This window comes from Paraburkholderia ginsengisoli NBRC 100965 (assembly GCF_000739735.1).
Taxonomy (GTDB): domain Bacteria; phylum Pseudomonadota; class Gammaproteobacteria; order Burkholderiales; family Burkholderiaceae; genus Paraburkholderia; species Paraburkholderia ginsengisoli.
Genome location: NZ_BBJF01000005.1, coordinates 360668 through 386053 on the forward strand (window position 1 = coordinate 360668; position 25386 = coordinate 386053).

23 protein-coding genes are annotated in these 25386 nt (G+C 64.9%); 12 read left to right on the forward strand and 11 right to left on the reverse strand.

The features are described 5' to 3' along the window. Positions 1 to 29: 29 nt before the first annotated feature. Together BGI01S_RS10880 and BGI01S_RS10885 are read left to right on the forward strand one after the other, a co-directional pair. Positions 30 to 1595 carry an MFS transporter gene (locus tag BGI01S_RS10880; RefSeq protein ID WP_042325156.1) on the forward strand — a complete coding sequence of 522 codons (1566 nt, stop codon included), beginning with the start codon at positions 30 to 32 and terminating at the stop codon, positions 1593 to 1595. A gap of 474 nt (positions 1596 to 2069) precedes the next feature. Beyond that, positions 2070 to 2342: a YodC family protein gene (locus tag BGI01S_RS10885; RefSeq protein ID WP_042325159.1), complete on the forward strand. Its 273-nt coding sequence runs from the start codon at positions 2070 to 2072 to the stop codon at positions 2340 to 2342. A gap of 139 nt (positions 2343 to 2481) precedes the next feature. Here BGI01S_RS10885 and BGI01S_RS10890 read toward each other — a convergent pair whose 3' ends face one another. After that, positions 2482 to 2793: a superinfection immunity protein gene (locus tag BGI01S_RS10890; protein ID WP_042325160.1), complete on the reverse strand. Its 312-nt coding sequence runs from the start codon at positions 2791 to 2793 to the stop codon at positions 2482 to 2484. A gap of 153 nt (positions 2794 to 2946) precedes the next feature. Here BGI01S_RS10890 and BGI01S_RS10895 point away from each other — a divergent pair, with 153 nt between their 5' ends. The 3 genes from BGI01S_RS10895 (at position 2947) to BGI01S_RS10905 (ending at position 6936) form a co-directional block, all read left to right on the forward strand. After that, positions 2947 to 4410 carry a M20 family metallopeptidase gene (locus BGI01S_RS10895; protein WP_042325162.1) on the forward strand — a complete coding sequence of 488 codons (1464 nt, stop codon included), beginning with the start codon at positions 2947 to 2949 and terminating at the stop codon, positions 4408 to 4410. Positions 4411 to 4492: 82 nt separating this feature from the next. Next, on the forward strand, positions 4493 to 5596 hold the full coding sequence (locus BGI01S_RS10900; protein ID WP_042325163.1) for a malate/lactate/ureidoglycolate dehydrogenase: 1104 nt from the start codon (positions 4493 to 4495) through the stop codon (positions 5594 to 5596). A gap of 452 nt (positions 5597 to 6048) precedes the next feature. Then, on the forward strand, positions 6049 to 6936 hold the full coding sequence (locus BGI01S_RS10905; RefSeq protein ID WP_042325166.1) for a crotonase/enoyl-CoA hydratase family protein: 888 nt from the start codon (positions 6049 to 6051) through the stop codon (positions 6934 to 6936). A gap of 40 nt (positions 6937 to 6976) precedes the next feature. On the opposite strand, the gene pdeR is transcribed toward BGI01S_RS10905, so the two are convergent. From pdeR to BGI01S_RS10920, 3 genes are all read right to left on the reverse strand, one after another. Beyond that, a complete protein-coding gene (gene pdeR, locus BGI01S_RS10910) occupies positions 6977 to 8980 on the reverse strand; it encodes a cyclic di-GMP phosphodiesterase (RefSeq protein WP_042325170.1) in 2004 nt (667 codons plus the stop codon). A 239-nt stretch (positions 8981 to 9219) separates the two neighbouring features. Next, complete coding sequence (locus BGI01S_RS10915; RefSeq protein ID WP_042325171.1) at positions 9220 to 13725, reverse strand: DEAD/DEAH box helicase; 4506 nt, start codon at positions 13723 to 13725, stop codon at positions 9220 to 9222. A 500-nt stretch (positions 13726 to 14225) separates the two neighbouring features. Further along, positions 14226 to 15059 (reverse strand): phage integrase central domain-containing protein, encoded by an 834-nt coding sequence (locus tag BGI01S_RS10920; protein ID WP_052400449.1) that lies wholly within the window; start codon positions 15057 to 15059, stop codon positions 14226 to 14228. A 20-nt stretch (positions 15060 to 15079) separates the two neighbouring features. Here BGI01S_RS10920 and BGI01S_RS10925 point away from each other — a divergent pair, with 20 nt between their 5' ends. Then, on the forward strand, positions 15080 to 15346 hold the full coding sequence (locus tag BGI01S_RS10925) for a hypothetical protein (protein WP_042325174.1): 267 nt from the start codon (positions 15080 to 15082) through the stop codon (positions 15344 to 15346). Positions 15347 to 15348: 2 nt separating this feature from the next. Then, positions 15349 to 15561, forward strand: coding sequence for a hypothetical protein (locus tag BGI01S_RS10930; RefSeq protein ID WP_042325176.1), 213 nt, complete (start codon positions 15349 to 15351; stop codon positions 15559 to 15561). 6 nt (positions 15562 to 15567) lie between these two features. On the opposite strand, the gene BGI01S_RS10935 is transcribed toward BGI01S_RS10930, so the two are convergent. Then, a complete protein-coding gene (locus BGI01S_RS10935) occupies positions 15568 to 16281 on the reverse strand; it encodes a CatB-related O-acetyltransferase (protein ID WP_052400450.1) in 714 nt (237 codons plus the stop codon). A 99-nt stretch (positions 16282 to 16380) separates the two neighbouring features. Here BGI01S_RS10935 and BGI01S_RS10940 point away from each other — a divergent pair, with 99 nt between their 5' ends. After that, complete coding sequence (locus BGI01S_RS10940) at positions 16381 to 16602, forward strand: hypothetical protein (protein WP_042325178.1); 222 nt, start codon at positions 16381 to 16383, stop codon at positions 16600 to 16602. A 119-nt stretch (positions 16603 to 16721) separates the two neighbouring features. Next, positions 16722 to 17756: an aldo/keto reductase gene (locus BGI01S_RS10945; RefSeq protein ID WP_255219737.1), complete on the forward strand. Its 1035-nt coding sequence runs from the start codon at positions 16722 to 16724 to the stop codon at positions 17754 to 17756. 102 nt (positions 17757 to 17858) lie between these two features. Here BGI01S_RS10945 and BGI01S_RS10950 read toward each other — a convergent pair whose 3' ends face one another. Then, positions 17859 to 18227 (reverse strand): carboxymuconolactone decarboxylase family protein, encoded by a 369-nt coding sequence (locus tag BGI01S_RS10950; protein WP_042325182.1) that lies wholly within the window; start codon positions 18225 to 18227, stop codon positions 17859 to 17861. 117 nt (positions 18228 to 18344) lie between these two features. Here BGI01S_RS10950 and BGI01S_RS10955 point away from each other — a divergent pair, with 117 nt between their 5' ends. Then, entirely contained in the window at positions 18345 to 19322 is a 978-nt protein-coding gene (locus BGI01S_RS10955; RefSeq protein ID WP_042325184.1) for an AraC family transcriptional regulator, read from the forward strand. Here the strand turns inward: BGI01S_RS10955 and BGI01S_RS10960 are convergent. From BGI01S_RS10960 to BGI01S_RS10975, 4 genes are all read right to left on the reverse strand, one after another. Beyond that, positions 19319 to 19891 (reverse strand): FUSC family protein, encoded by a 573-nt coding sequence (locus BGI01S_RS10960; protein WP_042325186.1) that lies wholly within the window; start codon positions 19889 to 19891, stop codon positions 19319 to 19321. The two genes, BGI01S_RS10955 and BGI01S_RS10960, sit on opposite strands and share 4 nt — an antisense overlap. A gap of 81 nt (positions 19892 to 19972) precedes the next feature. Beyond that, complete coding sequence (locus BGI01S_RS10965; protein WP_042325187.1) at positions 19973 to 21292, reverse strand: cation:proton antiporter; 1320 nt, start codon at positions 21290 to 21292, stop codon at positions 19973 to 19975. 104 nt (positions 21293 to 21396) lie between these two features. Continuing rightward, a complete protein-coding gene (locus tag BGI01S_RS10970) occupies positions 21397 to 21807 on the reverse strand; it encodes a DUF3175 domain-containing protein (protein ID WP_042325190.1) in 411 nt (136 codons plus the stop codon). Between the two features lie 246 nt (positions 21808 to 22053). Further along, positions 22054 to 22566: a PRC-barrel domain-containing protein gene (locus BGI01S_RS10975; protein WP_042325192.1), complete on the reverse strand. Its 513-nt coding sequence runs from the start codon at positions 22564 to 22566 to the stop codon at positions 22054 to 22056. A 332-nt stretch (positions 22567 to 22898) separates the two neighbouring features. Between BGI01S_RS10975 and BGI01S_RS10980 the strand changes: the two genes are divergently transcribed. Both BGI01S_RS10980 and BGI01S_RS10985 read left to right on the forward strand, forming a co-directional pair. After that, positions 22899 to 23192, forward strand: a complete 294-nt coding sequence (locus tag BGI01S_RS10980) for a hypothetical protein (protein ID WP_042325193.1) — start codon at positions 22899 to 22901, stop codon at positions 23190 to 23192. Between the two features lie 339 nt (positions 23193 to 23531). Beyond that, positions 23532 to 23828 (forward strand): hypothetical protein, encoded by a 297-nt coding sequence (locus tag BGI01S_RS10985; RefSeq protein ID WP_042325195.1) that lies wholly within the window; start codon positions 23532 to 23534, stop codon positions 23826 to 23828. 154 nt (positions 23829 to 23982) lie between these two features. Here the strand turns inward: BGI01S_RS10985 and BGI01S_RS10990 are convergent, their stop codons facing one another. Then, a complete protein-coding gene (locus tag BGI01S_RS10990; RefSeq protein ID WP_042325197.1) occupies positions 23983 to 25320 on the reverse strand; it encodes a DNA topoisomerase IB in 1338 nt (445 codons plus the stop codon). Positions 25321 to 25386: the final 66 nt, after the last annotated feature.

The window sequence follows — 25386 nt, forward strand, 5'->3', positions numbered from 1 at the left end:
TTTTTTGCGGAATTTTTGAACGTTCAGTCATGAATAGCGAAGCGATCAAGTCCGCTCCGGCGGCACTCGTTGGACCCGCCGGCGCCGCCGCGCGCGCGGTGACCTGTCCGGGGACGGTGGCCGCCGGCATCGCCGCGACGGCGGCGGTAGTGGAAAAAGCCGCGCAAAAGACCGTGCCGCGCTTCGAGCGCCAGGGGCTCGCGCTGGCCGTGCTGTTCGTCGGCGCTTTCCTTGCGCCGCTCGACTATTTCATCGTCAACCTCGCGCTGCCGTCGATTCATTCCGGTCTGAACGCCACCGATGCGCAATTGCAGCTCGTGGTATCGGCCTACGCGTCGGCGTACGCGGTGTTGCTGATCACCGGCGGGCGACTGGGCGATCTGTACGGCCGCCGCCGAATATTCATGACGGGGATGGCGGCGTTCGTGGTCGCGTCGGCGTTATGCGGTTTCGCGACCAGCGGCCAGATGCTGGTGATCGCGCGGATCGTGCAGGGGATCGCGGCCGCGGTGATGGCGCCGCAGGTGCTCGCGACCATTCGTGCGGTCGTGCCGCTGCATCAGCAGACCAAGGTAATGAGCCTGTACGGTTTCGTGTTCGGCCTTTCGTCGATCGTCGGGCAACTGGGCGGCGGCGCGCTGATCACGTATCACCCGTTCGGCCTCGACTGGCGCATCATCTTCCTGATCAACATTCCGATCGGGATCGCGGCGTTTATCGGCACATGGAAGTTCGTGCCGGAGAATCAGCCGGGCACGCGCACCGGCATCGATCTGAAGGGTGTCGCGCTGCTGTCCGCGGTGCTGCTGCTGGTCATCTACCCGATGACGCACGGCCGCGAGGCCGGCTGGCCCGTCTGGACCTTCGCAATGTTCGCGCTCGCGGTCCCCGCGCTCGCGTTGTTCATCGCGACCGAGCGGCGCGTGGAGCGCGCCGGCGGCCATCCGCTGGTGGACCTGCAGTTATTCCGCAACCGCGCGTTCGCGCTGGGTCTCGTGCTAGCGTTCCTGTTTTACTGCAACAGCGCGTTCTTCCTCACTTACGGGATTTACCTGCAGACCGGCCTGCACTGGACGCCGCTCGCGTCGGGCCTCGCGATCATGCCGTTCGCGCTCGGCTTCGTGGTCGGGCCGCTGACATCGCCAACGGTGGTCAAGCGCATAGGCGCACACGTGCTGACGCTCGGCTTTTCGATGATGACGGTCGGCTTCACGCTGACCGGCTGGTCGGCGACACAAGCGGCCACGCCGGATCTGCTGTTCTACGGCGGACTGGTGTGCGCGGGCGTCGGTCACGGCTTGCTGTTGCCGTCGATCATGCGCATCGTGCTGCTCGAAGTCGTGCCCGAGAAGGCGGGGCTCGCGTCGGGCGTGGTGTCGTCGACGCTGCAGATCGGCTCGGCGTTCGGCACGGCGGCGATCAGCGGGGCGTTCTTCGGCGCGATCGGCGGCAGCGCGGCGCCCGCTGCGTACGCACACGGATTTCAGATCAGCCTCGCGATCAACGCGCTGCTGATGTTCGCCTGCATTGGTTTGAGCGTGATGCTCGTGCGCCATCAGCAAATGGCGCTGCGGCGTACCGCGCAACCGGCCTGAAAATCCGCTTCCGGAAATCGTTTTCAACCGGTGGGTTACCGGCATTATTGTGCACGTTTAAACAAAGGCATAAATAAAGGCCGCGTATATTTACCGATGAGTTGTCCGTTTACAGGTAACCTGCATTTACCGTAAATGCTGCACGGCATTGCGTCACCGCTTAGATATGAGGAATGCCGGCCGCATTTTCTAAGCGAGCCGAGTTAGCCCCGCAGTAAATGGTGCCATCGTGCACTGCCGCATGGGAGGCGGCTTCGCGCGATGTTCAGGGATTTTCCTGGTTTCAAACGGTGTACGTCGCGACGGGAAGGACATTCCAGGGACGCTGAAAACGGTATCAATAAAAAGCACTTGCCGCGATTAATTTCGATTGTTAATCTTGGCACACTTTAGAGTCTTCCCTCAGTAGGTCTAATGTCGAGAATCCCGGCGCAATGACTTAATCACGCTCAACGGTTCCGTAGGGGAAATAAAATGCTAACCGCTACCATTGACGCACTCCCGACACCGCCATCCGCGAGTTTCAACGTGGGCGATGTCGTGACGTTGAAGGACGGGGGTCCACGCATGACCGTGACCTATTCGGGTCCGGTTGCGCTGAACCCCGGCGACTGGCTCATCTGCGAGTGGTTCGACGAACACGGCGAACTGCGTCGCGAGATGTTCGCGCCCGCGAACGTCCGCGCCGAGCCCCGGTCGATTCCGGCCGGCTCTGTGCGCTGGCACCGGATGGGCCGCGCGGCCTGATTCCAATTCGAGTTGAATGACCGGGCGGCGGGTGATCCGGCCGCCGCTTTGGTTACTTTGGTTATCCGGATCCTTCCGGCCGCTTTTCAGGCCACTTCGCCGTTCTTCTGTCAGGCGCAGGCCGAGCGCGTCGACAGATTCAATTATCCGAACCGTCCCGCGCCGACGCGCGTTTCTGCACGCGCAGCATCAGCGCGGACGAGAACGCGCGCATGCGTATGACTTTGCGCGTCTGCGCCACCTCGCCCGCGATGTTCTTCGGCGGGTTCGGCTGCAACGACCAGTAGAGCGCGAGCAGCCAGCCGAACACGGTCCAGCCGAGGCACGCGTTGAAGAGCGCGAGCGTCAGCATGTCGTGGCGCTTGCGCCGGTCCGCGAGAAGCGCCGGCAGAAAATACAGCGCCAGCGCGAACACCGCGGCGATGATCTGGACGATCGCGTTGCCAGCCATGAGCAACTCCCGATGCGCGACGTATCGGGCGATTGTCGCGCGATTGGCGGGTTTGCGCAGCAGCGCCTCCCGATATGCGCGAAGGGGTTCAGCCAATCCGGCATCAGGTCTATCATGGCCGTTTCGACTGAACAGACCGCCAGGACCGCCATCATGATCTCCGACGATACGACCCAGCAGGCTCAACGCATCAACCCGGACACGCTACGCGAATTCGTGGACCGCAAATGGAACGACGAGATCGTGCCCGCGTTGACGGATTACATCGCGGTGCCGGCCAAGAGTCCGGCATTCGATCCCGATTGGGTCAAGCACGGCTATCTGGAGCGCGTGATTACCGACGCCGCGCAATGGGCCGAGCAGCAACCGGTGCGCGGTCTGAAACTCGAAGTGATCCGCCTGCCCGGCCGCACGCCGGTGATCTTCTTCGAATCGGCCGCAACCCGTTCGGGCAGCGACGAAACCATCGTGCTGTACGGCCACCTCGACAAGCAGCCCGAGTTCGACGGCTGGCGCAACGACCTCGGCCCCTGGACGCCGAAGTTCGAGAACGGCAAGCTGTACGGCCGCGGCGGCGCCGACGACGGCTACGCGATCTACGCGAGCATCACCGCGCTCGCCGCACTGGACGCGCAAGGCGTCGAGCGTCCGTGTTGCGTCGGTCTGATCGAAACCTGCGAGGAGTCGGGCAGCTACGATCTGCTGCCGTACGTCGACGCGCTGCGCGAGCGGCTCGGCAAGGTTGGCCTCGTCGTGTGCCTCGACTCGGGCGCGGGCAATTACGATCAGCTGTGGCTCACCACGTCGCTGCGCGGGCTGGTCGCCGGCGACCTCGAAGTGCAGGTGCTCGACGAAGGCATTCATTCGGGCGGCTACGGCGGCATCGCGCCGTCGAGCTTCCGTATCATGCGGCAACTGTTCGACCGTCTCGAAGACGCCGCCAACGGCACGCTGCTGCCGAAGGGTTTTCACTGCCCGATCCCCGCGGACCGTCTGCGTGAAACGGAAGCGACCGCGCAGATTCTCGGCGACGACGTGTGGAAGAAACTGCCGTGGGCGTGCGGCCAGGACGGCCGCCAGGTGCTGCCGACCACCACCGATCCGCAGGAGGCCCTGCTCAATTCGACGTGGCGGCCGTCGCTGTCGGCGACCGGCGCGGCCGGCTTGCCCGCGCTCGCCGATGCCGGCAACGTGCTGCGTCCGCGCACCGCGTTCAAGCTGTCGCTGCGTCTGCCGCCGCTGATCGAAGCGGAAAAGGCCGTCGCCGAATTGAAGGCGCTGCTCGAAGTCGATCCGCCGTACAACGCGAAGGTCACGTTCAAGCCGGACGCGGGCGCGGCGAGCGGCTGGAGCGCGCCCGACCTCGCGCCGTGGCTCGCCACCGCGCTCAACGACGCGTCGCGCCGGCACTACGGCGCCGACGTCGCGTACATGGGGCAGGGCGGCACGATCCCGTTGATGAACGTGCTGAAGGCGGGTTTCCCCAAATCGCAGTTCATGGTGTGCGGCGTGCTCGGACCGAAGTCGAACGCCCATGGGCCGAACGAATTCCTGCACGTGCCGTACGGCAAGAAGCTCACGGCCGCCGTGGCCGAAGTGATCGCCGCCGCGCCCTGAGCGCGGCTTCGTCGCGCCGCCGCTTTTCGCTCAGGTTCTTTAGACACTCAACACCCGTCATCAACTCACGCCGATACTTTGAATGACCGATAACCAGACTGCCCGTCCCGCCACCCTCCGGATTCCGGCCGATCAACTGCATGCCTATGTGAAGGCGATCTGGGAGCAGGCGGGCAGCACGCCGCGCGAAGCGGCTCTCGTCGCGGATCATCTGGTGGCGGCGAATCTGACCGGTCACGACTCGCATGGCGTGGGGATGATCCCGCGCTATGTCGCATCGCTCGCCGACGCGCAATTGCGACTGAACCTGCATGCCGAAGTGGTGAAGGATGCGGGCGCGGTGTTGACGGTCGAAGGCGGCAAGGGTTTCGGCCAGGTGGTGGCGTTCGAGGCGATGGAGCGCGGCATCGAGCGCGCCAAACGGCTCGGCATCTGCGCGATCGGCTTGCGCGGCGCGCATCACATCGGGCGCATCGGCCACTGGGCCGAGCAGTGCGCGCGCGCCGGCCTGGTGTCGTTCCACTTCGTCAACGTCGCCGGCGATCCGCTCGTCGCGCCGTTCGGCGGTGCGGACCGGCGCATCGGCACGAATCCGTTTTGCGCGGCGTATCCGCGGCCCGGCAAGCCGCCGCTCGTACTCGATTTCGCGACGAGCACGGTCGCCTACGGCAAGACGCGCGTCGCGTACAACCAGGGCAAGCACGTGCCGCCCGGCGCGCTGATCGACCATGAAGGTTTTCCGACGCTCGAACCGAAGGTCATGCACGAAGCGCCGTTCGGCTCGCTGACGCCGTTCGGCGGTCACAAGGGCTTCGGGCTCGCGGCGATGTGCGAGATTTTCGGCGGCGCGCTGTCGGGCGGCTTTACGACGCACACGGACACGCTCGGCACGACCAACGCGATCATCAACTGCATGCTGTCCGTGATCGTCGATCCGGCCGCGTTCGACGCCCCCGATGCGCAAGCCGAAGCCGATGCGTTCATCGAGTGGGTGAAGGCCTCGCCGCTCGCGGCGGGCACCGATCGCATCTACGAGCCTGGCGAGCCCGAACGCATGACGCGGGCACAGCGCGAAGCCGAAGGTATTCCGGTCGACCCGGCGACGTGGACGCAAATTCGCGACGCGGCGCGGGACGTCGGGATGAGCGAAGCAGAAGTGGAGCGCTGGTCCGCGTACTTGCGGTAAGAGCGGGGCGGGGTCTCGGGAGTGTGGGTGCGGGTGGGCTCGATCATCGCCCTCCGCAAGCGCCTTCCGTGTTTCTATATGCGAATCGGATAAAAACCTCTTCCGTCAAAAAAATAAAAAGCAAGCATTGCAAAATTCTCTTTTCAATTACATTTTCCGAACGCCTGCTATTGCCTCTCTTTGCCGAACCCAGCAATAAATTCCGATTCGGTCCGCCCGCTAATTGATTAGCGCGGTGCGCGCATTTCTCCGCATTTTTTGCCTCTTTACGGTGCGCAAGCGTTTGCGCATCCCACCCTTCGCAGTCCCGGGTTGCCAACAGCGGAGCCCCTGCCGGCGCGGCTTCCCGACGGGCTTGCATTCTTCTGTTGGTTACCCCGCTCCCATCCGATTCCGGTCTGTTTTAGGCTCGCATTGCAATGCCAGTGTTTAACCTTAAAGGACCGATCAAAATGAATCTGCATAACCACCACGCCTGCCGCCCGTTCATCGAAGCCGGCAATCTGTCGCAAATCTCCGCTTACTACGAAGAAGGCCGCAACATCATGTGGATGATGTTGCGCGCCCAGCCGCGTCCCTGTTTCAATCTCGATCTCGTGCATGACATCCTGGGACTCGCGCAGGCGGCGCGAGAGTCCGGCCTGCCGATCGATTTCTGGGTCACCGGTTCGTTGATTCCGACCATGTACAACGTCGGCGGCGATCTCGACTTCTTCGCGCAGACGATCCGCGCCGGCAAGCGCCAGGCGCTGATGGCGTATGCGCGGGCCTGCGTCGATTGCGTGCACGCGGCGGCGCGCGGCTTCGATACGGGAGCCATTTCGATCGCGATGGTGGAGGGCACGGCACTCGGCGGGGGCTTCGAGGCCGCGCTCGCGCATCATTTCCTGCTCGCGCAGAACGACGCGCGCATGGGCTTTCCGGAGATCGCGTTCAATCTGTTCCCGGGCATGGGCGGTTACTCGCTGGTCGCGCGCAAAGCGGGCATGCGCCTCGCCGAAGAACTGATCGGCGTTGGCGAATCGCACACGGCGGAATGGCACTACGCCAAGGGTCTGGTCGACCATCTGTTCGAACCGGGCGACGCCTATCTGGCGACGCGCACGTTCATCGACACGCTCAAGCCGAAGATGAACGGCATCCGCGCGATGCTGCGCGCACGTCAGCGCGTGCTGCAACTCTCGCGCGCCGAGCTGATGGAAATCACCGAGGATTGGGTGAACGCCGCGTTCACGATCGAGGAGAAGGACCTCGCGTTCATGGAGCGGCTGGTGATGCTGCAAAACCGCCGTACGTCGAATCTGCGTCAGGCGACGCCGAGCGCCGCCAATTTCGCGTGAGCCGGTCGGGCCCGTCACCCCGTTGAGTCGGGGCGGAAGCTCAGGCGATCAGTCTGAGCTTCTGCCGGTCCTGCAACCAGCGTTCGAATTCGGCGGCGGGCATCGCCTGGCCATACAGGAAGCCCTGCACATAATCGACGCCCAGTCCCTTCATGAACAGTTCTTCCGTTTCGGTCTCGATGCCCTCGGCGACCACCTTGAAGTCCAGTTCCTGCGCGACCGCCACCATCGAGCGCACCAGCGCCTGCGCCTTGGTGTCCGCGTTGATCGAGCGTACGAAGCTGCGGTCGAGCTTGATGACGTCGAGCGGAATACGGCCCAGTTGCGACAGCGACGAATAGCCGGTGCCGAAGTCGTCCAGATGCACCTGGGCGCCGAGCTGGCGGAACTGCTTGATCAGATCGATTGCGGCCGCTTCGTCCTCGATCAGACAGCTCTCGGTGAGTTCGAGGTCGACCAGGCAGGGATCGAGATTCGCGTGTTGCAGCGCTTCGGTGAAATGCCGGACCACGGCGGTATCGACCAGTTGCCGCGCCGACACGTTGATCGCGATGCGCAGGTTGTAGCCGTCCGCTTTCCATTTGGCCGCCTGTTTCGCGGCGGTTTCCATCACCCAGCGGCCCAGCACGCCGATCAGGCCGGACTCTTCCGCGTAACGGATGAATTCGGCCGGCATGATCTGTCCGCGCTCCGGCGAATTCCAGCGCACCAGCGCCTCCGCGCCCTGCACGCTGCCGGTGGCGAGCGACAGCTTGGGCTGGTAATGCAGCGTCAGTTGGCCCTCTTCTAGCCCGCGACGCAGATTCGTGTCGAGCCACATGTATTCCGCGACCCTGCGGTTCATGTCCTCCGAGAACACGCGAAGGGTGCGCTTGCCTTCATCCTTGGCGACGTACATCGCGGTGTCGGCCGAACGGATCAGCGATTCGAGGCTGTCGCCGTGCTCCGGATAGCGCGCAATGCCGATCGAGCAGCCGGTGTACACCTCGACGAGGCCGAGGGCGAACGGCGTGCGCATCCGTTCGAGAATGCGCTGCGCGGTGGCTTCGAGCTCGTGCGCGGTGCCTTTGGCCGCCAGCACGATGAACTCGTCGCCGCCCAGGCGCGCGAGCGCGTCGCCTTCGTTCAGGCAGGTGCTGATGGCCGCGGAGACATCGCGGATCAGCCGGTCGCCGAAGACGTGGCCGTAGTGATCGTTGACCTTCTTGAAGTTGTCGAGATCGAGGAACAGCACGCCGACCGCTTCGTTCGGGCCGGCGTCTTCGATGGCCGCGCGGATCTTGTCCTGGATCGCGTTGCGATTGTCGAGCCCGGTGAGCGAGTCTTTGTTGGCGAGTTCGGTGAGCCGGTCCTGCGCGAGCCGCTGTTCGGTGATGTCGGTGCCCGAGCAGATCAGGAATTGCTCTTCGACGCCGCTGCCGCTCTGGACGAATTTGTTGCGGAACAGAAAGAGCCGCTCGCCGTGTACCGTCTTGATGCGCCGTTCGACTTCGTACGACACGCCGCGATTGAAGAAGCCGGCGATGTTCTGGCTGGAGGCCGCGCCGTCTTCGGAGGACATGAACAGCGCCCACACATTGCGGCCGATGATGTTCTCCTCCTTCACGCCGGTCAGCTCTTCCGCGAGCCGGTTGAAGCGCTGTATCCGGCCGTGCCGGTCGACGATCACCACGACCGAATTGACTTCGGAGACCACCTGTTCGGCGAACGACAGGCCGTGAACCAGATCGCGGGCGACGGATTCGGTGTCGTCGTAAGCGGACGCGGTGCCTGCCCACGTATTGCTGCTGAGCTTTTTACCGACGAGATGCAGGCGCAGCGGCTCGCCGAACATCCGCACGTCCACCACGATGTGCGAGGTCACGCCGGTGAGACAACGGATTTGCGACGCTTGCTGGGGATTCAGCGGAATGGCGACGTTGGCCGGCACATCGCCGGTGACGGGTGTGAGTTCGAGTGCGTTGCTGTCGGTCGACAGACGCCAGCATGGGCTGCTTGTGCCGAACTGGGCATAAAGCACCTGCTCGTGTTGGTCGTCGTTCATGAGATCCCCGGGCAATGTGTGCCGGTCGTCCTCGTCAAGGCACGAGGCGGCAAACAGTCTTCATACTTAAGACTGGCCCCATTGTAGCGAAGCGGTGGCATTCGGGCTTATAAACATTAACGGTCCGGCGCTCGCGAGCTTTAGGGCGATGGGCAGGGAATCGCGACGATATTCGGGTTGAATGCCGGCCGCCGCACGGTCGCTCGCACTTACCCGGCGATCAGGCGCGCTCGCTGACGCTAGAATCTGCGCGCCAGCAACCCGCGCGCCCGCTCCCGCTCGGCGGGGTTGGCGTCGAGCGCGGCGTCGAACCAGAACTTCCCGGCGACTAGCGTGGCCGCCACCACGCCGTCGCGGTACAACAGCCGGTTGCCCGCCACGGCCGGCACCCGTTCGCCGACGAGCAGCGTCCCCGCCAGATTCAACGGATCGGTGCCGGCGACGCACACAAAAGCACCATCGTTCGCATGACGGCGCACTTCGCGCAGCACGGGAATCGCCTCCGGCAACGCGAACTGTTCGCCGGCCAGACCGTTCACGAAGCGCCCGCCGCGAATCACGCCGCGGGCTTCGAGCCGTTGAAACACGCGCAGCAGATCGCGCCACGGCGGCAGCCATTCCGCCTCGCGTTCGAGCACGCGCCAGAACACCACGCCGTAGCGGCGCAACAGCGTCATCGCGACATGTTCGAGCACCTCGGGCGGCAACTGCCGGCGACGCAGCGGCAGCGTTTGCGTGTCCGTGCCGGCCGCGCGGCGGGTGACGAGCGCCCAGCGCCCGGCGTCGTCCATCCCGCCGATCAGTGCACTGGAGCGCGTGCGCCGGCTACCGGCATACGCGTTGCGTTTGGCCGCGGGCTTCAGCAGCGCGCGCAAGCCAGCGAAGCTGTCGGAGTTCGCGAGGCCGGCGGCGACCAGTTCGCCGAGCGCATTTTCCAGCTCCATCCGCAGCACGCGGACCTCGGCGAGCAGTTCGTCGAAGAACATCGCGCCGTGTTGCGCGAGCGTGTCGTACACGCTCTGCGCGAGCGCCGATAACTCGACCTGCCGTGCCGGGTCGAGCAGCGCGTGCCACGCGCGAACCTGCGCGCGCGGCAGCAGCACGATCGGCGTACTGCGGATCGGGCCCGCCGCGCCGCGCGCGCGCTCGGTGAGCCGCGTCCAGACGATCTTGCCGGCGCGGCATAGTTCGTCGAGCGAACTATTCGCATAGGCCCGCACGCGCGCGGGCAGAATGTCTTCTTCCCAGGCGCCGGCCGCTGCCTGGAAGCCTTCGAGCTGGTCGAGCGCGGCGGCCAGCGCGTCGCGGCCTTCGCTGCGCGTGTCTGGCGTCAGATGCTGCCACTCGAACAGAAAGCGCATGAAGTCGTGCCGCTCCACCGGCTCGATCTCGCGGCGCAAGCGCTTTACCGTGTAACGATGAATCCGCGCGAGCAGGTGCCGCTCGCACCATTCTTCGTCAGCGGTCTGCGGTGTGAAGCGGCCGCGCATCAGATAGCCTTCCGCTTCGAGACGCGCCAACGTGTGCTCGACCGCGGCCGCCGGCAACTTCAGCGGCTGCGCGATCGCGCCGACCGGCTGCGGGCCGAAGCCGGTCAGGCGCGCGCGCAACACGTCGAGCAGCGCGTCGTCGGCGCTCCAGCTGTCGGTGTAGCCTTTCGGCGCGGTGAGGGGCGGGCTGTAACGGGCGCGCGGCAGGTCGGGATAGAGCGCCTCGAAGCAGGTGATGCGCTCGGCGGGCAGCCACACGGCGGCATCGTCGGCGAGTTGCAGGCGGGTGGCGCGGCCGGAGTCGGCCAGCGACGTGAGCCATGCCGGCCAGCCTTTATGCGCGCGCGCCTCGGCCTCGGTGATGCAGGCGAGGCCGGTCAGCGCTTCGTGCATCTCGTCGGCGTTGCGCGCCTGCGGCCACGCCTCGTCGCGCACGCTGTCGATCGCGTCGGCGTCGAGCGCGCCGAGATCGTCGGCGCTGGCCGGGTCGGTCCAGCGGCGGTTCAGCACGGCTTGCGTGCGGCGCTCCTCGATTGGCGCATCGTCGAGATACGCATAGGGCTTCGCGTTGAGGATTTCGGCGGCGAGCGGCGACGGCGCCGGCAGATCGCGCGCGACCAGCCGCACATCGCCCTGTTCGATCCGGCGCAGCAGCGCGAGCCAGCCTTCGCTGTCCATCGCTTCGTGCAAGCAGTCGTCAACGGTTTGGTCGACTAACGGATGATGCGGCAGCTCGCGTTCGCCGACCACGTTCTCCAGACACGCAGCCTGCTCGGGAAACACGCTCGCGAGCAGGTCTTCGCTGCGCATACGCTGCAGTTGCGGCGCGGTCTTGCGCCCGCCGGTGTAACGCGGCAAGCCGAGCGCGGTGGTCGCGTTCCAGCGCCAGCGCACGCCGAACAGCGGCGCGTCGAGCAGCGCCTGAATCAGCAGACGCTCGGCGCTGTTCGAATGCAGATAGCGCCATACGTCGTCGAGCACGAACGAGTGGCTGCCGGTCAGCGACAGCACGATCGCATCTTCGGTGGCGGCGGCCTGCAACTCGAAGTTGAAGGTCCGGCAAAAACGCTTGCGCAGCGCGAGCCCCCACGCGCGATTCACGCGGCTGCCGAACGGCGCGTGAATCACGAGTTGCGTGCCGCCGGATTCGTCGAAGAAGCGTTCCATCACCAGGGTGTTCTGCGTGGGCAGCACGCCGAGCGCCGCGCGGGCGCGGGCGAGATAGTCGACGATCTGGCGCGCGGCGGCTTCGTCGAGAGCGAGGGTGTCGACCAGCCAGTCGATTGCGTGATCGAGGCGCGCGGGCATCGCTTCGGTGGCGGCGGTGGCGGCGGTGGCGGGCGCGGGTTCGAGCAGGCGCCCGATCTCCTCGCGCAAGCGCGCCACCGCGAACGACAACTCGTCGCTGCGCCCCGGCGCTTCGCCAAGCCAGAACGGAATATTCGGCGGCTGCCCCTGCGCGTCCTCGACCCGCACGCGACCGCTTTCGATCCGTACGATCCGGTACGACGCATTGCCCAACTGGAACACGTCGCCCGCCAGACTCTCGACGGCGAAGTCCTCGTTGACGGTGCCGATGTTGATCGCCTGCGGTTCGAGCACCACCGCGTAGTCCGCGTTCTCGGGAATCGTGCCGCCCGACGTGACGGCGACCAGCTTGCCGCCGCGCCGGCCGCGCAGCGTGCCGCTCACGACGTCGCGATGCACGTACGCGCCGCGCGGACCGTTGCGGCTCGTGTAGCCCTCGGCGAGCATGCGCAGCACCGCGTCGTACTGCTCGCGCGTGAGGTCCGCGTAGGGCGCCGCACGCCGCATCATCGCGAACAGCGCGTCCTCGCTCCATTCGGCGCTCGATACTTCGGCGACGATCTGTTGCGCGAGCACGTCGAGCGGCGCGCGCGGAATGCGCAGCGCGTCGAGTTCGCCGCGTCGCACGCAATCGAGCAGCGCCGCGCATTCGATCAGATCGTCGCGCGAAGTCGGAAAAAGCCGCCCTTTGGGCATGCCGCCGACGTGATGGCCCGAACGTCCGACGCGTTGCAGGAACGGCGCGATCGCGCGCGGCGAACCCATCTGGCAGACCAGGTCGACATCGCCGATATCGATGCCGAGTTCCAGCGACGCGGTCGCGATCAGCACGCGCAACTCGCCGCGTTTCAACCGCTGCTCGGCGTCGAAGCGATGCTCTTTCGCGAGGCTGCCATGATGCGCGGCGACCGCGTCCTTGCCGAGCCGCTCGGTCAGATGACGCGCGACGCGCTCGGCCATGCGCCGCGTGTTGACGAACACGAGCGTGGTGCGGTGCATCGCGACGAGCTCGGCGACGCGATCGTAGACGCGTTCCCACACCTCGTTGGGCATCACCGCTTCGAGCGGTACCGGCGGGATTTCAAGCGCGAGATCGCGCGCGCGAACGTGACCCACATCGACAATCGCGCAGTCGGCCGGGATGCCGCTGTCGATGCCCGCGCCGCCGACCAGAAAGCGCGCCACCGCGCTCACCGGCTTTTGCGTCGCCGACAGGCCGATGCGCGGCAATCGCCGTTCGCAGAGCGAGTCCAGACGTTCGAGGCTGAGCGCGAGATGGCTGCCGCGCTTGCTGCCCGCAAGCGCATGAATCTCGTCGACGATCACCGTGCGCACCGTCGCCAGCATGCGGCGGCCCGAGTCCGAGCCGAGCAGCACGTACAGCGATTCGGGCGTGGTCACCAGGATATGCGGCGCACGCTTCTTTAGCGCGTTGCGCTCCTGCTGCGTGGTGTCGCCGGTACGAACGGCCGTGCGGATCTCGAGCGGCGGCAGGCCGCGCGCGTCGAGTTCGGCTGCGATGCCTTGCAGCGGTATTTGCAGGTTCAGACGGATGTCGTTGGACAGCGCCTTTAGCGGCGAGACGTACACCACCAGCGTTTCGTCGGGCAACGCGCCGCCGTTGGCGAGGCCTTGCTGGACCAGATCGTCGAGCGCGGAGAGGAAGGCGGTGAGCGTCTTGCCCGAGCCTGTCGGCGCGGCCACCAGGGTCGAGCGGCCACGGCGAATCTGTGGCCACGCGGCCGCTTGCGCGTCGGTCGGGGCGGGGAAGGTCTTCAGAAACCAGCCGGCGACTGCCGGGTGGAAGTCGTCGAGCGCGCGGTGCGTCGGGGAGAGCGAAGCGAGGTCCGCGCTGGTGCCCGCTGCCGCTGAGTGGGCGGCCGGGTCCAGCGCGGCGGATGTCGTGGCCGAAGTCATGCTGACGTAGATGGGGGCGGGGCGTGCCATATCCAGAGGGCGGCGAAAACGGCGGGCCGGTAGCGAAGCAGCGGTCAGTCTGGCAGGTTTTTGCGCGCTTTGCCGAGGGGTTTCGCGCCGATCTCGCGCTGGCCTCGCGTTGTCGAGCTGTCGGTCACACCGTGGTGATCTGCTCACAGGAACCGTGCGTGCGCGGCAAATTTTGCCGTGGATGCCGAGCCGCATCGCTTGATCCGCGCGCTGTTTTCGCTGCATGACCAAGGCTCGCATCGGCATCGCGCGAATCATAAGCAGTCTGAAAAAATCGACACGCGGGGCGGCTCGTCACACGTCGATGCACGTCCTGCCAGATCCCGTCAATTGCAGTACTCTCTACGCCTCACCCCCTTCACGAATGCAAAGATGGAGCGTCGACGATGCGATACAACCAGCTTGGCCGTACCGGTGTGTTTGTTTCGGAAATGAACTTCGCCCGGCAAACCCTTGCTGGGCGTACCGTGTTCAAAACTTGTTCAAAATGCGTTCAAAACTCACGCGCTGATCTTCACGCGGATCGGCTCAATTCCGCGGCTGTTGGCATATAGATCGGCTGCTGTTTCCGTCATGTGGCCAAGCAGGGCTTTCGTGTCGACACCGCCCTGTTTTTCGTAAAGCCGCTTCGCGAGACTGCGCAGTTCGTGAAAGCTCGGCGCATCGTCTCCAGTGATTCCGGCAAGCGTCCGCGCCTCCGCGAATGCTCTGGTGAGAGAGTCGATCTTCACCGGCTGACCGCTCTTGGCGCCGCCTTGATTGCGCACGTGGTGGATCAGATATTTGCTGACGACGCCGGTCGATTTGCATCGCGCTATGACATCTGCGAGCGACATGCCTATCGCGTCCATCCGAAGCGCGGTAGGGATGTCGATGTAGACCTTCGTCTTTTTGCGGAACGCCGTCGCTATACCGTCTTTCACTGAAGCGCGCTCCCAGCGCGCGCACGTCGATCGGTCCTGCCCAGATACCAGCGCGAGCAGCATGGCGTTCTGAAGCCAGTCGTTCACCTGCGGTGCTTTCTCGAAGATCGTGTTGAATTCCTCGATGCCGCGGAGCCGGCGACGCGTCACCGTGATTTCTTCCTGCTCAGTGTTGGCGGCCGGATTGCTAGACATCCAGCCAAGTGCCGCGCCGCGCTTGCATACCGCTAGCATGCGCGAGCGCAAGTTCCTCGCCCACGGTGCCTTGCCGGAATCGATCAGATCTTCCAGCATGTCCGCGACGTGCTTCGTAGTCAGGTCGGCGCATGCCACCGACCCGATTTTTTTCGCTATGTGCGCGTCGTAGTATTTGCGACTGCGGATAGTGCTGTCCGCGCCCTTGACCGGCATCCGTTGCCGGCGGCGCTCTCGTGGCGGTCGTCGCTGCGTGGTTCCACGGGAAATCCACCGGCCAGACGAAGGCGCAGGACGAAGCCAAGGCGGCAATCGGTGCGGCTCAGTCGCAGACCGTCGCGGCGCAGCAGCAGGCAGCGCAGGCAGCGGCCGACGCTGAGCAGGCGCAGAAGTCATTGCAGGACGTGCAGAACGCGTCGCAGGCGCACGCCGAAGCACAGCAGATTCCCGACAATCAGCTCGACGCCGAACTCGAGCAGATCGGCGCGCTTCGAAAGGACTGACCATGCGATACCTGCTGCCGCTACTCTTGCTCGCCGGTTGCGGTACCCCTGCGAAGCCCGAGCCGACTCAGACGGTCTACATCACGCGCACCGTCAAGGATTGCTCGTGGTTACCGCACATGACCGCGAGCGTATCGGATACACCGGAGACGAAACGCGAAATCATCGGCTACGAGATCGCGCGTCGGAAGAACTGCCCGAAAGAGACGCAGTGAGGAAGTTCAAGCTCTCAGAATATCGCGCACGCCAAAGACGCGCGGTTCGAACGGCTTCAACCGGGATTTGATGTCGAGGAATTCATTGGCGAACCGCTCTGGTTCGTCAAAGGGCAACCCCTTCAAGTCCCAATATGCGTAATTCCACCACTCGGTTTCGAGCAGCAGCTCGATAACCTTGTCGCTAAACCGGTTCTTGACGACCTTCGCGGGCACTCCGGCCACCATCGAGTAAGGCGGCACATCCTTTGTCACGATCGCGCCAGCCGCAATGACGGATCCGGTTCCGATCTTTACACCGCCTTTGATGCGCGCGCCTGATCCAATCCAGCAATCGTGGCCGATTTCGATAGGTCCGTATCGGTCATCGTACGGAATGTGCACGTCCCAATCTGAACCGTTTCGCCGCGCGATCTCACGCCAGTCGCCGCCATCAAAGAGAAATGGATGGCCACTGACGAAGTGCAGAGGGTGGGAGTTGCCAAGGTCGGTGATGCCGTAGGCGATCGAGCAGTAACGGCCGACCTTGGTATCAAAGGGAAGGTGGGAAAACGAATAGCTGAATGCGCCGCATGTGACTAGGTGGTCGTTCTTGACAGAACTGAATTCCTCCAGCTCGATCAGACCTTCCCACTTCAGGATATTTTGCTTCGGATCCAGCGCGATATTGCAACGCTCGAAACGCTCTCTGATTTCGTTGTGTAGGTGAATGACTTCCATGTGGCTTGGTTCCCCAGTCGTTTTTATGGGCGGCAGTATAACTGGTCGCGCACTCTGGGCGAGCAGACCGCTTCTGGCTCGCGAGGTTAGAATTCCAGGATGGAATCCGAGAACGCAACCGAATACCTGCTGGAGCGCGCGGCCATCATGGAATTCGACGGCGGCCTGAAACGGTACGAGGCCGAGTATTTCGCGATCGTCGCGACGTGGCGGTTTTGCTACCGGACCGGCGCGCGCGAGCCAGAATCGCTGAACTACAAATACCACTCCCGGGGCTTCACAGGAGATGAGCCGCGCGAGCCGGGCGAGAGAAAAGAGTAACTCCGGATGCTGTTCAAAACCCTGCGTAAGTGCTTGATTTATATGTGACGCATCAGGTTGTTTTCGCCGCTATTTTTTAGGCTAATTTCAAGCCTATCTGACTGTTTTTATTCCCAAAAATCAGGCCAATCGGGTTATTTGTTTCGGAACTATGTCTCGGCACGATGACCTTCGGCGGCGGAGGAGGCATCTGGAAGCAGATCGGCGATCTGCAGCAGGGCGACGCGGAGCGGCTGGTCGGCCGGGCGCTCGACGCGGGCATAAATTTCATCGACACGGCCGACGTGTATGCGGATGGCCTGTCCGAACAGATCACCGGTCAGGCGCTGAAGAACCTCAAGGTGCCACGCGACAAGGTCGTGGTGGCAACCAAAGTCTTCGGCCAGAGCGGCGAGTTTCCGAATGCGCGCGGCGCTTCGCGGTATCACATCATCGACGGTGTGAAGGCAAGTTTGAAGCGCCTGCAACTCGATCACGTCGACCTCTACCAGATCCACGGTTTCGATCCGGCCACGCCGATCGAAGAAACCGTGCGCGCGCTCGACACGCTCGTGCAGCACGGTCATGTGCGCTATGTCGGCGTGTCGAACTGGGCCGCGTGGCAGATCGTGAAAGCGCTCGGCATCGCGGAGCGCCTCGGACTCGCGCGTTTCGAAACGCTGCAGGCGTACTACACCCTCGCGGGCCGCGACCTCGAACGCGAACTCGTGCCGATGCTGCACAGCGAAGGCCTCGGGCTGATGGTATGGAGTCCGCTGGCGGGCGGTTTGCTGAGCGGCAAATATGGCCGCGAGCAGCAGGGCGAAGCAGGCAGCCGGCGCACGAGTTTCGATTTTCCGCCGGTCGATCGCGAGCGTGCGTATGACTGCATCGACGTGATGCGGGAGATTGCCGGGGCGAAGCAGGTATCGGTCGCGCAGATCGCGCTGGCGTGGCTGCTGCATCAGCGCGTGGTGAGCTCGGTGATCGTCGGCGCGAAGAAGGTCGAGCAACTGGATGACAACATCGCGGCGACCGGCGTGACGCTCAGCGCGGAAGAGCTTGCGAAGCTCGATCAGGTCAGCGCGTTGCCCGCCGAGTATCCTGGCTGGATGCTGGAGCGTCAGGGGGAAGGGCGTCGCGAGCAGTTGGCGGGGAGCCGGCGCGCGGGGTAGGTACGGGGCTGTGATGAGCGGGGCGTGGTGGTTCGCGTCACACGCTGCATGCCGAACCCTCGGCGGCCGGCGTGGCACGCTGACCTCGCGCCCCGCGCCAAATCAAACCGCTGCTTCGCTTGCCTTGTTCGCGTCGGCCGTATAAGCGGCGACCGCGTCCATCGTGCGAGCCGAGTAGACCATCGTCGCACCCGCGTTCATCGCCACCGCGACGCCCAGCGCCTCGGCGATTTCCTCGCGCGTCGCGCCGTGCTTCAACGCTTCGGCCGTGTGCACGGTGATACAGCCGTCACAACGCAGGCTGACCGCGACCGCGAGCGAAATCAGCTCGCGCGTTTTGGCGCCGAGCAGGTCGGCTTTCTGACCGGCGTTCGACATCGTCTGATAGGCCTTCACGGTGTCCGGCGACAACTTCGCCATCTCGCCGATGCGGCCGAACAGTGCTTTGCGGTAATCGATCCAGTTCAACATGGCAGTGCTCCTTGGTCTCGCGCGCGTCGGCAGGTGCCGGCGTCGTGGGACAAAGTATTGCGCTGCCCGGCGATATCCTGAATACTCGCCTCGCTCAACTTTTAGCGCGATCGTCTCATGGACACCCTCAGCCGATTGCTGGACCTCGCGAGGCCGCAAGCCAGCCTCGATCTGCGCTGCCTGCTCTCGGGGGCGTTCGACATCGATCATGCGCCGATGGAAGCGGGCATCGCGCCGTTTCATCTGGTGCTCGGCGGCGCATGCGTGATCGAGACCGTCGACGGCGCGCAGGTAGCGTTGCAGGCGGGCGACTTCATGCTGTTCCCGCGCGGCGCCGCGCACCGCGTGCGCGACGTGCAGCGCTCGGCGGGTGGCGCGCCGGTGACGCTGGGCGATGACGGCATGCTGCCTGTGCGGCGCAACGATGGACGCGATGCCGGCAATAACAGCGGCACCGACAACGGCAACCCCGCCCCCGCCGGCGTCGACCTCCTCTGCGGCCGCTTCGTCTATGCGCCCGGACCGTCGGCATTGCTGTTGAACGCGTTGCCCGACCCATTGCATGTATCGCTAGAGGGTGCGCGAACTGTCGGCGCATTGCAGACGATGATCGGCCTGATGCGCAATGAAGCGGCGCGGCGTCAGCCGGGCGCGCTCGCGATCGTCACCGCGATGAGCCAGGCGTTGTTCGCGATGGCGTTGCGCGTGCACGGCGAGCGCAATGCGGCGAGCGCCGGCGTGCTGGCGCTGCTCGCCGACGCACGCCTCGGTGCCTCCGTGCAGGGCATGCTGAGTGCGCCGGAGCGCGCATGGACAATCGCGCAACTCGGCGACCTCGCAGCGATGTCGCGCGCTACCTACGCGCGCCGCTTCAACGAACGCGCGGGCATAACCGTGATGGACTTCCTCACGCAGATTCGCATGACTCTCGCGTGCGATCTGCTGCGGCGCACGCAACGCAGCGCGGCGGAGATCGGCGAAGCGGTCGGTTATCAATCGGAGGCCGCGTTCGGCAAGGCGTTCGCGCAGAGCGTCGGCGTGACGCCGGGGCGCTACCGGCGTCGGCCGCAACAGGACGACGTGCCGGACAGCTAGTTTGACGCGTCGGGCTTGCCGAGCCAGCGCTGCTCGACTTGCGCCATCAGCCAGGCCACCAGCAGCGCGCAGATCGTGCCGATCGTCACTTCGCCGAGCCGCAGCAACGCTTTATCCCACGCGGGTCCCATGCCCGGCACGAGCAGCATGATGGTCGCGGTGATGCCGCCCAGCCGTGCCGCGCTGCCCACGTTGACGATCCAGCAGATCACGATCGCCGCCGCCACCGTGGCCGCATAGGCGGCGAAGTGCCCCGCGCCGAGCAGCGCGCCCGCGAGACCGCAGATGCCGCCGACCATCGCGCCGATGAACTGATCGCGCGACAGCTTGCGGGTGTCGATATAGCTGTGCTGGCTGACCGCGATCGCGGTGATCGCCGCCCAGAACGCCTGCTCGGTATGCAGCGCGCGGCCGATCCCGAACGCGAGGCTCGCGCCGGCGACCGCCTGCACGGCCATGAAGCCGCCTTCGATCAGCCGCTCGGCGAGCGGCAGTGCCTTGAGAAAAGCAAACAGCGAGTTGGCCGCACTGGCCCGTTCGGTGCGTCGTCGGTCGTCGGGAGGGGTCATCGAAAGGAAGCGCCTTGTTGCGGCAAGAGGGTCCCGTATTCTAGCGACTCCTCTTTGCGCGGGAGCGGATTGCGCCCATGACTATTTTTCAGCGCCGCGCAGCCGGCGATACCAGTTCATCAACGGTGTCGCCGACACGCCGTGGATCACCACCGACGCCGCGATCACCGCGAGCGTCAGCGGCATCAGTGGCACGACGTCGTCCGCGTTGCCGTGTTCGAGCGCGAACGCCAGGTAGTAGAACGAACCGATGCCGCGTATGCCGAACCAGCTCATCAGACGCCGCTGCGCGGGCGTCGCGCTCGATCCGATCAGCGACAGCTCCACCGACACCGGCCGTACGATCACGAACAGCGCAACGCACAGCGCAACCGTTTGCCAGGTGAAGAGCGACGTGTGGATGGTGGCGAGCACATTGCCGACCATCGCCATCACGGCGACCTCGGCGATGCTTTCGAGTTCGATCGTGAAGCCGAGCACCGACTCCGTGATGTACGCATGCGCTTTGCTCGGATTGGACGCTGTCGCTTCGACGTTCTGCGAATCGACCGTGCCCAGCGTTTCGCGCGGCGACTGGCCGCCGCTCGCGCGATGCTCGACGCGGCGCATCGCAACGCCCGCCGCGAATACCGCGAGAAAGCCATACGTGTGCGCGAGTTGCGCGGCGCCGAACGACAGTTCGATCAGCCCGAGCGCGAAAAAGCCTTCGAGGCCCAGCGCCTGAGCATGACGCGTACGCAGCCATGCCACCGCATGCGTGGTCGCCCAGCCGAGCGCGCCGCCGATCGCGATCGCGCCCGCCACCCCCCAAACCATGCCGGCGACGAGTTTCAGATTCAGCAACTCGGCGCCCTGACCGGCGGGCGCCGCGCACAGCGCGAGGCCGAGCATCGCGAAGGGCAGCGCAATGCCGTCGTTCAGGCCGCCTTCGCCGGACAGCGCGAAGCGCAGCAGGTCGTGATCGCCCGGGTTGTGCACCTGCACGTCGTGCGCGAGCACGGGATCGGTCGGCGCGAGGATCGATGCGAGCAGCAAAGCCGGCCCCCAGCCGAGTTGCAGAACGTACACCCCGAACAGCGTCAGCAAGGGGATGGTCGCCAGCATCGCGAGAAAGCCGAGGCGCAACGGGACGGTCCACAGTTTTTCCAGCACGCCGAGGCGCAGGCGCAAGCCGATCGCGAACAGCGAGACCAGCAGCGCGATTTCGGTGATGGTGCGCAGCAGATGCGCATCGGCGACCATGTCGAGGCGCAATAGCGCGACGCCGGGCAAGCCGAGCGCATAGCCGATCGCGAGATAGAACATCGCGGCGCTGACGGGCAGGCGTCGCAGTGTCGTGGCCGCGAGACCCATGAACACGAGCACGGCGCCGACGATGAGAAACCACAATGTTTCGCGCATGAGCTTCCGAAGAGGGCCGGCGTGCGCTTGCGGAAAGAGGCGAGGCGCCGGCCGGTTAAAAGAGGCGCGCGCCGGGACGCGTGATGCCGGTTGCGTCAGCTACGTCAGGGCGCGCGCCCGAACGCTTCGCGCAGCTTGCGCTTTGCCTGCTGCAACGTCGCGCGGCGGGTTTTCGGCAGATTCTTGCCGGCGCGATTGATATAGAAATTAAGCATCGACATCGCCGATTGGTACGGCGTGCCCTTGCGGCGACGGCTCTGCGTCGACGAGCGCTTGAGCGACTGCGCAATTGACTCGGCGCTGCCGGTTTTGAAAATGTCGTGCTGGATATCCATTGCGTCGCTGGTTTCCATCACATGATGCGACCATTTGCGCGAATGGCGGGCGCCGCCTGCTTTGGCGGTTTTCGCGCGATGCGCGGCATGCGCCTGGGCATGGCGTTGACGGGGTGGCCGTCCCGACTTGCCGCGCGCGACCGGACGCTTCGATTTGCTACTGGCTTTTCGGGCGGGCATGGTGGTCAGTCCTTATGGGGTTGGAGGGGCGTCGGCGCGGAGGGCGGCGCGGCGTTGTCGCATCGCTTGCGTCAGGCGTGCGCCAACGCGCAACCCGGAGGGCGCGGTGAATGCGCCGGTAGCCGCTAGCTGCTCGCGGCATGCCGGCGCGGTGGACGGGCGCGCGTCACTTTCGACGCAACGTCCAACGAAACGTCCAACGCAATGTCCCGCGTATGGCGCGCGCCCTGCACCAACAGACTGCGCTTACAGCTTCAGTCCGCCAGCCTCGGGCGCGTCGGAGGAAGCCGGCGGGATCGGGTCGGTGCCGAGGTCGTCGCGAAGCTCGTAACGATCGCGAGCCCAGTACGGTTCGCTGCCGTAGTACTGATGCACGGAGGTGGCCCACGTCTGATCCGCCATCGACGGCCAGTGATCCTTGTCGAAGCCCGGGGCGTTGCGCACGCCTTCCGCGGTCATGTTCAGCACGAAGCACTTCTGCTCGGTATCGAGCGTCAATGCGTGCCACGGAATTGCCAGCAGCTTGTCGCCGATGCCGAGAAAGCCGCCGCTCGACAGCACCGCATAGGCGATGCGACCGGAGCCGACGTCGAGCATGATGTCCTTGACCTTGCCGACATCCTCGCCGTCGCTGCTGATCACCTTGTTGCCATCGAGTGTGGCGGCCGCCATCACGTCGGGGCCGGGGCCCTCCGCGGTCATGCTGCCCTTACCGACGATACGTGCGCCTTGTCCTTGAGTCTGTGTCTGGTTGAGCATGATGTCACTCCTCTTCAGGTGGATGTACCGAAGACCTGAGCAACGCGCGTTCCTTGCGCGTCTGCAAGACGCTCAAGGGCGTACGCGCTGCGTGCGCAACCGATACGCAAAAAAGGCTGCGAGCGTGTTTGAAATTATTTCGGCAGGTCGCCTCGTCGAGCCAATGGATCGATGTCTGTCGAGCGCGCGTCGATGCCTGCCGATGTTTCGCGTCTCCCGAGCCTCGCGCGGCATAGCCCTTGCTGAGTGATGGATGGACTTCGGCGTGGCTCGCCGCCATGACGACATGGCGCGATTCCACCACGCTGGCCCATCACTCAAGGGAGACTTTCATGAAATATTCAAAAGCACTGTTGGTATCGGCGCTCGTCGCCATGTCCACGGCCGCGTTCGCGCAAGCGGGCGGCGGCAACGGCAATGGCGGCGCAGGCGGCACCGGCGGCTCGGGCAACGCGCACGGCGCTGCGACGGCCGGCCCGACCACGGGTGGCGATGCGTCGACCGGCGCGACGAGCGCCACGGCGCCCAAGGCGCATTCCATGTCGAAGTCGAAGGCGAAGAAGCCGATGAACGATTCGACCAATATGCCCGGCGCCAATGCGAGCAGCGATACGAAGGGGCAGTAAGCCTCGGCGTGTCGAACGACTGCCGGGTTGCGCGCGTGGGCGTGCGCGCGTGAGCCGATCGATCGCAGATGGATCGGCGGAGTAGTCGGTTTCGAGCAAGTGCGGATCGGTGCGCGCCTCGCGTCGATCCGTTTGAGTCCGGTCCGAACCCGCTATGGACATGCAGGCGGATGTCCGAGGCGGAAGCTGTAGTAGCAGTGATGTGAACACCGACGCAGGCGCGGCATAACGAAGCGCCGCTTTGGCTGAATCGATGCAAGGGAGCATGCGCTCCAGCGCTCATCACGAGTTGCGCGCGAACGACGCGCATGCGGCGCTTGCCGCGCGGGGGAATCGATTGTGGCGAACAGAATCCATTATCAGGTGAACATTTGCGGCGGCGACTTTACGCACGTGCGCGAATGCTTTCGCAACTGGAAGTCGGAGCCGCTCGTCTATCGCAGGCATCAACGGATGTTCGAGGGCAAGCAGGAAGTGCGGCGATTGTCGGAGCGGGTGTTCGATAACGGCGAAGCCGCGCATGAAGCGCTCGAGCGCGTGTGCGAGCCGGGCGACCCGTACGCGCTCGCGGCGCCGATACGCGACGGCGAGCGCGCAATGTGGCTCGTGATGGCCGCGTTCGACGAGGAAGGGTGAGGGGCGGCGCACGCGTCGTTCGTTGGGACGGCACGCACACACATCGTGGCGCTGCCTGTTTCTTATCTACACCACCCCATAGTCTTTTTGATTTAGCGACGTCTTCAACGATGAAGCGCGCATTGCGCGGATAGTTTCCGCCGCGCTCATTCGGTCACGCTCGATGAGCGGCCCGCTTCACATCACTCGCGGCATCGACGGCGCTCATACCGGCAGTCCGTCGCGCGGAGCGTGCCCGTTTGGCATTCGCTTTTGCGCCGGCTTTCTCGGCGGCCGCCGCATTGCGCCCCACGCGCGACTTTTTCAGCAAGCTGGTGAGCGAGCCGTCGATACTCTCCGCCACCGCCGACTCACGTACCTTGCGGCCCTTCGCCCCCGCCTGACGCGCCAGTTTCGCGGCGCGCTTTTCCGCGTGAGCGAGCAGCGCGGCGAACGCCACTTCATCCACTCTGAGCCCGCGACGTGACTGACCCGGCGGCAAACTTTGCAATTCATCCGCCTCGAACGCGCTGATCACCGTCGGATGAATGTAGCAACGCCGGCACACCGCCGGCGTATTGCGCAGCAGCGTCGCGACGTCCTTCACCGTGGCGACGAGATGGCGGCGCGCTTCCGCTGCGCTGCTGCACATCAGCCGCCGCAGCGCCGCGAGCGCGTACACGCTCCCGGCCCACGTCCGATAGTCTTTCGCGGTGAAGTCCGCGTCGCTCGCACGACGCAGATAGTCGTTGATGTCGGCCGAGCCGACGGTGCGGCGCGTGCCGTCATCGTCGAGATACTGGAACAGATCGTGGCCCGGCAGTTCGGCGCAGCGACGCACGATGCGCATGATGCGCGGATTGTCGACCGTGACGTCGTGTTCGATACCGCTCTTGCCGCGAAACCGGAAGCGCACCTGTCCGGCTTCGATCTTCACATGCTTCTTGCGCAGCGTCGTCAATCCGTACGACTGATTATCGCGCGCATATTCGACACTGCCGATACGGATCAGCGTCGTGTCGAGCAACTGCACGATCGCCGCGATCACCTTATCGCACGGCATGCCCGGCAGCTTGAGGTCACGGGCGACGCGTGCGCGAATGCGTGGCAGCGCGCGGCCGAACTCGGCCATGCGCTCGTATTTGTCGGCGTCGCGCGTCTCGCGCCAGCGCGGGTGATAGCGGTACTGCTTGCGACCGCGTGCGTCGCGGCCGGTCGCCTGGATGTGGCCGCGCGGATCGGGGCAGATCCACACGTCTTCGTACGCGGGCGGAATGGCTAGCGCATTGATGCGCTGAATGTCGTCCTGATCGTCGATGCGCTTGCCGCTCGCATCGAAATAGACGAAGCCGTCCTTGTCGCGCTTGCGTGTGTAGCCCGGCTTGGTGTCGTCGGCGTGCCGCAGACCTGGCGGCATCGCAGCGGGCGCCGATGGCTTCGCGGAATCGTCCGCGGGATTCGCAGGTTGCGCGGATTCGGCACGGCGTGCGCTCGGTTGGGTCGTGGCGGCCATTGTTGCAGGTAGAAGTTTCAAGCATGAGGCGCGCTTGGCGCCGACGATTCGCTGGAAGCAAAGCCG

Bases quoted from the DNA above. Each gene is read 5' to 3' on its own strand.
- BGI01S_RS10880 (WP_042325156.1), top strand. From the start codon at position 30: ATGAATAGCGAAGCGATCAAGTCCGCTCCGGCGGCACTCGTTGGACCC.
- BGI01S_RS10885 (WP_042325159.1), top strand. From the start codon at position 2,070: ATGCTAACCGCTACCATTGACGCACTCCCGACACCGCCATCCGCGAGT.
- BGI01S_RS10890 (WP_042325160.1), bottom strand. From the start codon at position 2,793: ATGGCTGGCAACGCGATCGTCCAGATCATCGCCGCGGTGTTCGCGCTG.
- BGI01S_RS10895 (WP_042325162.1), top strand. From the start codon at position 2,947: ATGATCTCCGACGATACGACCCAGCAGGCTCAACGCATCAACCCGGAC.
- BGI01S_RS10900 (WP_042325163.1), top strand. From the start codon at position 4,493: ATGACCGATAACCAGACTGCCCGTCCCGCCACCCTCCGGATTCCGGCC.
- BGI01S_RS10905 (WP_042325166.1), top strand. From the start codon at position 6,049: ATGAATCTGCATAACCACCACGCCTGCCGCCCGTTCATCGAAGCCGGC.
- pdeR (WP_042325170.1), bottom strand. From the start codon at position 8,980: ATGAACGACGACCAACACGAGCAGGTGCTTTATGCCCAGTTCGGCACA.
- BGI01S_RS10915 (WP_042325171.1), bottom strand. From the start codon at position 13,725: ATGGCACGCCCCGCCCCCATCTACGTCAGCATGACTTCGGCCACGACA.
- BGI01S_RS10920 (WP_052400449.1), bottom strand. From the start codon at position 15,059: ATGCCGGTCAAGGGCGCGGACAGCACTATCCGCAGTCGCAAATACTAC.
- BGI01S_RS10930 (WP_042325176.1), top strand. From the start codon at position 15,349: ATGCGATACCTGCTGCCGCTACTCTTGCTCGCCGGTTGCGGTACCCCT.
- BGI01S_RS10935 (WP_052400450.1), bottom strand. From the start codon at position 16,281: ATGGAAGTCATTCACCTACACAACGAAATCAGAGAGCGTTTCGAGCGT.
- BGI01S_RS10940 (WP_042325178.1), top strand. From the start codon at position 16,381: ATGGAATCCGAGAACGCAACCGAATACCTGCTGGAGCGCGCGGCCATC.
- BGI01S_RS10950 (WP_042325182.1), bottom strand. From the start codon at position 18,227: ATGTTGAACTGGATCGATTACCGCAAAGCACTGTTCGGCCGCATCGGC.
- BGI01S_RS10955 (WP_042325184.1), top strand. From the start codon at position 18,345: ATGGACACCCTCAGCCGATTGCTGGACCTCGCGAGGCCGCAAGCCAGC.
- BGI01S_RS10960 (WP_042325186.1), bottom strand. From the start codon at position 19,891: ATGACCCCTCCCGACGACCGACGACGCACCGAACGGGCCAGTGCGGCC.
- BGI01S_RS10965 (WP_042325187.1), bottom strand. From the start codon at position 21,292: ATGCGCGAAACATTGTGGTTTCTCATCGTCGGCGCCGTGCTCGTGTTC.
- BGI01S_RS10970 (WP_042325190.1), bottom strand. From the start codon at position 21,807: ATGCCCGCCCGAAAAGCCAGTAGCAAATCGAAGCGTCCGGTCGCGCGC.
- BGI01S_RS10975 (WP_042325192.1), bottom strand. From the start codon at position 22,566: ATGCTCAACCAGACACAGACTCAAGGACAAGGCGCACGTATCGTCGGT.
- BGI01S_RS10980 (WP_042325193.1), top strand. From the start codon at position 22,899: ATGAAATATTCAAAAGCACTGTTGGTATCGGCGCTCGTCGCCATGTCC.
- BGI01S_RS10990 (WP_042325197.1), bottom strand. From the start codon at position 25,320: ATGGCCGCCACGACCCAACCGAGCGCACGCCGTGCCGAATCCGCGCAA.